Consider the following 6,139-nt stretch of genomic DNA (forward strand, 5'->3'; position numbering starts at 1 on the left):
TCATGATCACTTTCTGGGGTCGGACGAAGCGACATGACCCTAGATCGTGAATATGAAATACTCCCGATTGCGATGTGCTCGCGGTCGAGGGACTCCTCGGCGGCGACTCACTCGTCCGTCCGCGCGACTGCCTCCTGCCCGTGCCCCCGCGCGATGGCGAGCAGCTTCCCGAGCTCCACGGTCGACAACTCCCGCGTCCGCCCGATCGGCAGGGAGCCGAGCTGCAGCGGCCCGAACGACCTGCGCACGAGCTCGAGCACGGGGTGGCCGACCTCGTCGAGCATGCGCCGGACGATCCGGTTCCGGCCGGAGTGCAGCGTGATCTCGACGAGCGACTCACCGCGCGACGACTCGAGCAGCCGCACCTTGTCCGCGGCGATCGGCCCGTCCTCGAGCTCCACGCCGTCGAGCAGCCGCTGGACCGTCGCAGGGTTGACGTTCCCCTGCACCTTCGCGATGTAGGTCTTCGTCACGCCGAACGACGGGTGCGCGAGCACGTGCGCCAGGTCGCCGTCGTTCGTCAGCACGAGCAGGCCCGAGGTCTCCGCGTCGAGCCGGCCGACGTTGAACAGGCGCTCCTCGTACCGGTCGACGAACTCGGACAGGTCACGACGCCCACGCTCGTCCTGCAGGCTCGACACGATGCCGACCGGCTTGTTGAGCAGGACGTACCGCTTGGAGGTGTCGACCTGCACGGGCACGCCGTCCACCGCGATGGCGTCGGTCTCCGGGTCGACCCGACGCCCGAGGGCCTCGACGACCTCGCCGTTGACGGTCACCCGTCCCTCGACGATCAGGTTCTCCGCGACGCGGCGGGACGCCACGCCCGCAGCGGCGATCACCTTCTGCAGGCGCTCACCGTCGGCCTGGAGGCCCGGCTCGGCTCCGGCGGTCGCGGTCCCGTCGGCCGCGTCCCACTCGGGGATGATCGGACGCTCGGGCGTGCCCTCGAGCGGCTGCCCGTGTTCGTCACGGGCACCTTCGGGCTGCGGGGTGGTCGCGCGGTCGGTGCTCCTCGGCGCGCTGGACCGCGGGCCGCCCGAGCGCTGGCCGCCGGGACGCTGGCCGGACGCGTTCGGGCGGTCGCCGTTCCTCGCCGTCGTGGTGCCGCCGACGTACCGCCGGCCGTTGTGCCAGACGGTGCTCGGACGTCCGTCGGGTGCGCGGCGGTCCTCGCGGGCCGGGTCGCGGCGACGGTCGTCGTCGCGGCGGGGCGCACCCTGGCGGTCGTCGCGGCCGCGGTACCCACCGCGCTCGTCACGACGGTCGTCCCGGCCGCGGTACCCACCGCCCGACGCACCACGGTCGTCGCGGCCGCGGTACCCGCCGCGGTCGTCACGACGGTCGTCGCGCCCGCGGTACCCGCCTCCCTGCCGGTCGTCCCGGCCGCGGTACCCACCACGCTCGTCGTCCCGGCCGCGGTACCCGCCACGCTCGTCGTCGCGGCGCACGAAGCCCCCGCGGTCACCCTGGCGGCGATCGTCGTCGCGGCGCACGAAGCGGCCGCGGTCGCCGCCGGAGTGGTCGTCGCGGCCGCGGTACCCACCGCGGTCGTCCTCGCGGCGAGGCCCACCAGGTCGGTCGTCCCGGCCGCGGTAGCCACCGTCAGACGCACCACGGTCGTCCCGGCCCCGGTAGCCACCGCCCGACGCACCACGGTCATCGCGGCCCCGGTACCCACCGCCCGACGCACCACGGTCATCGCGTCCCCGGTACCCGCCCGACGCAGCACGGTCATCGCGGCCGCGGTAGCCGCTGTCAGACGCGCCACGGTCGTCCCGACCCCGGTACCCGCCCGACGCACCACGGTCATCGCGGCCCCGGTACCCACCGCCCGACGCACCACGGTCGTCCCGCCGCTCGTGGCCGCCGCGGTCCCCACGGTCGTCCCGCCCGCGGTACCCCCCGCGCTCCCCGCCGGACCGCTCGTCGCGGCCCCCGCCGCCGAACCGGCCACCGGCACGACCGGAGCCGGCGTCGCGGTCGCGTGACGCGCCTCCCGGCCGACCCGATCCGTCCCCGCGACCGGAGCCGCCCCGCGGGCCGCCTCGTCGTTCTTCCTCATACGCGGCCATCGGGGATCCCTTCGTTCTGCCCGAAGCCGTCGGCACCGTCGTCCAGGAGGGGCGAGATGAGCGGCAGCTCGTCGAGCGAGTTGATGCCGAGCTGCTGNAGCACCAGGTCGGACGTGACGTAATTAATGGGCCGGTTTTCGGCGTCCGTGAACGACTCCTCGATGAGCCCCGGGCGACGAGCGTCCGCACGACGCCGTCGACGTTCACCGCCCGGATCGAGGGATCTGGGAGCGGTGATCGGCTGCTTGTACGCGACCACGGCGAGGGTCTCGAGCGCCGCCTGGGACAGCCGCGCGGCCCGTTCCGCCTCGACGAACTGCTCGACGACCTCGTCGAGCTCCTGCCGGACGTAGAAGCGCCAGCCGCCGCCGACCTCGCGGAGTTCGAACCCACGGCGGATCGTCCCGTCCGCGCCGTCGAAGTCGGCGACGAGTCGCTCGATCGCCTGGCGGACCGCGGGCACGGGAGCACCGATCGCGGCGCCGAGCGCGACGAGCGACTGCGGTTCGTCGGCGATCATGAGGATCGCCTCGAGCTGCCGGTCGATGGGCAGCGCGGGCGCAGCGTGGTGCATCGCCTGCTCGATCGCCCGGGCGTCAGCCATCTCGTCCGCGCTGCCGGGTTCGGCGCTCGACGAGTCGTGCGCGTGTCCGTGCGACCGGCCGTGCGCGTGACCGTGCGCGTCATCCGTCATAGTCGGCTCCCAGGTTGGCGAGGCTCTCGTCGGACCAGTCCTCGGCGGTCCACCGCAGCAGCAGTTCCCCGAGCGGTTCCACCTGCTCGAACGTGATCGACGCGGTGCGGTACAGCTCGAGGATCGCGAGGAAACGAGCCACCACGATACCCGTCTCGTCGACGCCGGCGACCAGCTCGCGGAACGCGACGTCCTCGTCGGCGCGGGTCCGGAGGATCGAGACCACGATGGCCGCCTGCTCGCGGATGCTCACCAGCGGCGCGTGCAGGTGGTCGAGCCCCACGGTGGGGATCTCCCGCGGCGCGAACGCCAGGGTCGCCAGCGCGGCGAAGTCCTGCAGCGACAGGGTCCAGACGAGTTCGGGTGTCCGTGCCCGGAACCGTTCCTCGAGGCGGACGCTCCGCACGTGCCGGCGGGACTCGGTGCCCCAGCGTTCGCCGAACCAGTCCGCCGCCTGTTTGAACGCGCGGTACTGCAGGAGGCGCGCGAAGAGCAGGTCGCGGGCCTCGAGCAGGGCCACGTCCTCGGCGTCGACGAGCTCCCCCTGGGGCAGCAGCCCGGCGATCTTGAGGTCGAGCAGGGTGGCGGCGACGACGAGGAACTCGCTCGCCTCGTCGAGCTCGTCGGCGGACTCGGCCTGCCGGACGTACTGGATGAACTCCCCCGTCACCGCGCCGAGCGACACCTCGGTGATGTCGAGCTCGTGCTTCGTGATGAGCGAGAGCAGCAGGTCGAACGGCCCGTCGAAGTTCGACAGCCGGACCCGGAAGCCCGGCGCGGTCTGCGTCCCCGCCGGAGCGGGAGCGCCAGCAGCGGTGTCCTGCGGCTCAGGCGACGGCGCCACGCTCGACGAGCTCCCGTGCGAGCTGCCGGTACGCGTGCGCGGCGGCGTGGTCGGGCGCGGTCTGCGTGATCGGGCGAGCGGACACGGTCGCGTCCGGGAACTTCACCGTCCGGCCGATGACCGTGTCGAGCACCCGGTCGTCGAAGGTGTCCACGACGCGCTCCATGACCTCACGCGAGTGCAGCGTCCGCGAGTCGTACATCGTCGCGAGGATGCCGTCGAGGGTCAGCGCCGGGTTCAGGCGGTCCCGCACCTTGTCGATCGTCTCGATGAGCAGCGCCACACCGCGCAGCGCGAAGAACTCGCACTCGAGCGGGATGAGGACGCCGTGCGCTGCCGTGAGGGCGTTCACCGTGAGGAGGCCGAGCGACGGCTGGCAGTCGACGAGGATGACGTCGTAGTCGTGCTGCACCTTCCGCAGCACGCTCGCGAGGATCTGCTCGCGGGCCACCTCGTTGACCAGGTGGACCTCCGCTGCGGACAGGTCGATGTTCGCCGGGATGACGTCGAGGTACGGCGTGTTCGTCGGCTGGATGACCTCGTTCGGGTCCTTGATCGCCCCCATCAGCAGGTCGTAGACCGTGGGGATGTCGTGGGTGCGGACGCCGAGGCCCGCCGACAGCGCGCCCTGCGGGTCGAAGTCGACCGCGAGGACCTTGCGTCCGTACTCGGCGAGCGCCGCGCCGAGGTTGATCGACGTCGTCGTCTTGCCGACGCCGCCCTTCTGGTTGCACAGCGCGATGATGCGCGCCGGCCCGTGTCCGTCGAGCTCCTCCGGGATCGCGAACTGCCGGACGGGACGCCCCGTCGGACCGATGGTGGTCGCGCCGGTTCCGGGGTTCGTCGTCGGGTTCGTGCTCACGTGCCCCATGCTACCGGCGACCGGCCGACGGCCCGGGTGCACCGCCGGGGCCGCGTCGCATCCGACGCGGCCCGCCCTGCGGGCGTGCACCGTGCCTCCCGACTGGTCCGTGCCCGGCACGGTGTGCTGGTGGCGACCCGACCTGGAGGCGCGGATCACGCCGGGCGGAGAGCCACCCGCATGCTGTCCACGCGTTCGGCGATGAGCGGGTCCGCGGACCAGCGCACCTGCAGGCGACCGACGAGCTGCTGCACCGCTGTCTGGTCGAGGCCGGGGACGAGCGCGAGCCCGACCGTGAGCTCCGCGCCCTGGAAGCGTCCGAGCGGGTCGCCCGGGGCGAGCTCGACGCGGGCGACGGCGTGCTCCCCGGCGACGGAGTCCGCGAAGGCCTGCGCGACCTCGGGGTCCTCGAAGCAGGGCGTCCAGGGCAGGTCCTGCCCGAGCGCCCACACCGCGGGCCGGCGGAGCACGAACTCGGTCGGCGCGGTCGGGTCGAGCACGACGAGCTGGGTCTCCTCGCTCGCCGCCGCCATCGCCACCCGGCGCGACTCGACCGGGACCGGACGGGCGGTCGGGTCCCAGGAGCGCATCGCCTCGACGGAGGTGAAGGCCGGCATCACGGCGCGACCGTCGGGGCCGGCGACGGTGACGATCGAGAGCTCCTGCGTCTTGTCGACGAGCTTGCCGGTGTCGGTGTGTCCGACGTCCCCGGCCTCGGCGACGAGCGGGACGAGGAGCCGCGCGGTCCGGAGCGCCGACACGACCGCGGCCTGCGTGGTCCCGTCGGCGACGGCCCGGATCGCGGCGACGAGTGCCGGGTCGGCGAGGCCGTCGTCCTCGGCGAACGCGGTGTCGTGGTGGTCGAACGTCCGCCCCGCCCACGGCAGACCCGCGGAGTCGGCGGCACCGCCGGGCGTGTGGGCGTCGTCGTGCCCGCGCTCGTGCGCGTCGGGTCCGGTGCCGCGGCCGTTCTCGGGGTCCGGGCCGGTACCGCGGCCGTTCGAGATGCCCGACACGGTTGCTAGGCCGAGGCGATCTCGAGCGCGGCCGGGAGCGTGAACGCCCCGGAGTAGAGCGCCTTGCCGATGATCGCGCCCTCCAGGCCGAGGGGCACGAGCTCCCGCAGCGCCACCAGGTCGTCGAGGGTCGAGATGCCGCCGGAGGCCACGACGGGCTTGTCGGTGCGCTCGCACACCTGTCGGAGGAGGTCGACGTTGGGACCCTGGAGCGTGCCGTCCTTCGTCACGTCGGTCACGACGTAGCGCGCACAGCCCGCGGCCTCGAGGCGGTCGAGGACCTCCCACAGGTCGCCCGCGTCCTCCGTCCAGCCACGGCTGGCGAGGGTCGTCCCGCGGACGTCGAGGCCGACCGCGATCTGGTCGCCGTACTCGCCGATGACCCGGGCCGCCCACGCCGGGTCTTCGAGCGCGGCCGTCCCGAGGTTCACGCGGGCCGCGCCGGTGGCGAGGGCCGCCTCGAGCGAGGCGTCGTCGCGGATGCCGCCGGAGAGCTCCACCGCGACGCCCTCGACCTCGTCGATCGCGCGGGCGATGACCGCACGGTTGTCGCCTCGGCCGAACGCGGCGTCGAGGTCCACGAGGTGGATCCACTCCGCGCCCTGCTCACGCCACGTGCGGGCGGCCGAGACGGGGTCGCCGTAGGAG

6 protein-coding genes are annotated in these 6,139 nt (G+C 73.4%); all 6 read right to left on the reverse strand.

Annotated features, from left to right (window positions below; translation table 11 throughout):
- Positions 1–107: 107 nt before the first annotated feature.
- A complete protein-coding gene (locus I59_RS23675) occupies positions 108–851 on the reverse strand; it encodes a pseudouridine synthase (protein WP_031274541.1) in 744 nt (247 codons plus the stop codon).
- A gap of 1,210 nt (positions 852–2,061) precedes the next feature.
- Positions 2,062–2,769: an SMC-Scp complex subunit ScpB gene (locus I59_RS20435; RefSeq protein ID WP_083882209.1), complete on the reverse strand. Its 708-nt coding sequence runs from the start codon at positions 2,767–2,769 to the stop codon at positions 2,062–2,064.
- Entirely contained in the window at positions 2,759–3,613 is an 855-nt protein-coding gene (locus tag I59_RS18050) for a ScpA family protein (RefSeq protein WP_022905069.1), read from the reverse strand. Before I59_RS18050 ends, I59_RS20435 begins: the two co-directional genes overlap by 11 nt.
- A complete protein-coding gene (locus tag I59_RS18055) occupies positions 3,597–4,484 on the reverse strand; it encodes a ParA family protein (protein ID WP_022905070.1) in 888 nt (295 codons plus the stop codon). The genes I59_RS18050 and I59_RS18055 overlap by 17 nt, the downstream gene beginning before the upstream one ends.
- Before the next feature lie 146 nt (positions 4,485–4,630).
- Positions 4,631–5,491 carry an SseB family protein gene (locus I59_RS18060; RefSeq protein ID WP_022905071.1) on the reverse strand — a complete coding sequence of 287 codons (861 nt, stop codon included), beginning with the start codon at positions 5,489–5,491 and terminating at the stop codon, positions 4,631–4,633.
- A gap of 5 nt (positions 5,492–5,496) precedes the next feature.
- Positions 5,497–6,139, reverse strand: a 643-nt coding sequence (priA, locus tag I59_RS18065; protein WP_022905072.1) for a bifunctional 1-(5-phosphoribosyl)-5-((5-phosphoribosylamino)methylideneamino)imidazole-4-carboxamide isomerase/phosphoribosylanthranilate isomerase PriA, incomplete at its 5' end; no start/stop codon positions are given.

Origin of the sequence: Curtobacterium sp. B8 (assembly GCF_000333315.1) — a bacterium.
GTDB lineage: Bacteria > Actinomycetota > Actinomycetes > Actinomycetales > Microbacteriaceae > Curtobacterium > Curtobacterium luteum.

Coding starts and splice junctions, on each gene's coding strand:
- I59_RS18055 (WP_022905070.1), bottom strand. CDS start 4,484: ATGGGGCACGTGAGCACGAACCCGACGACGAACCCCGGAACCGGCGCG.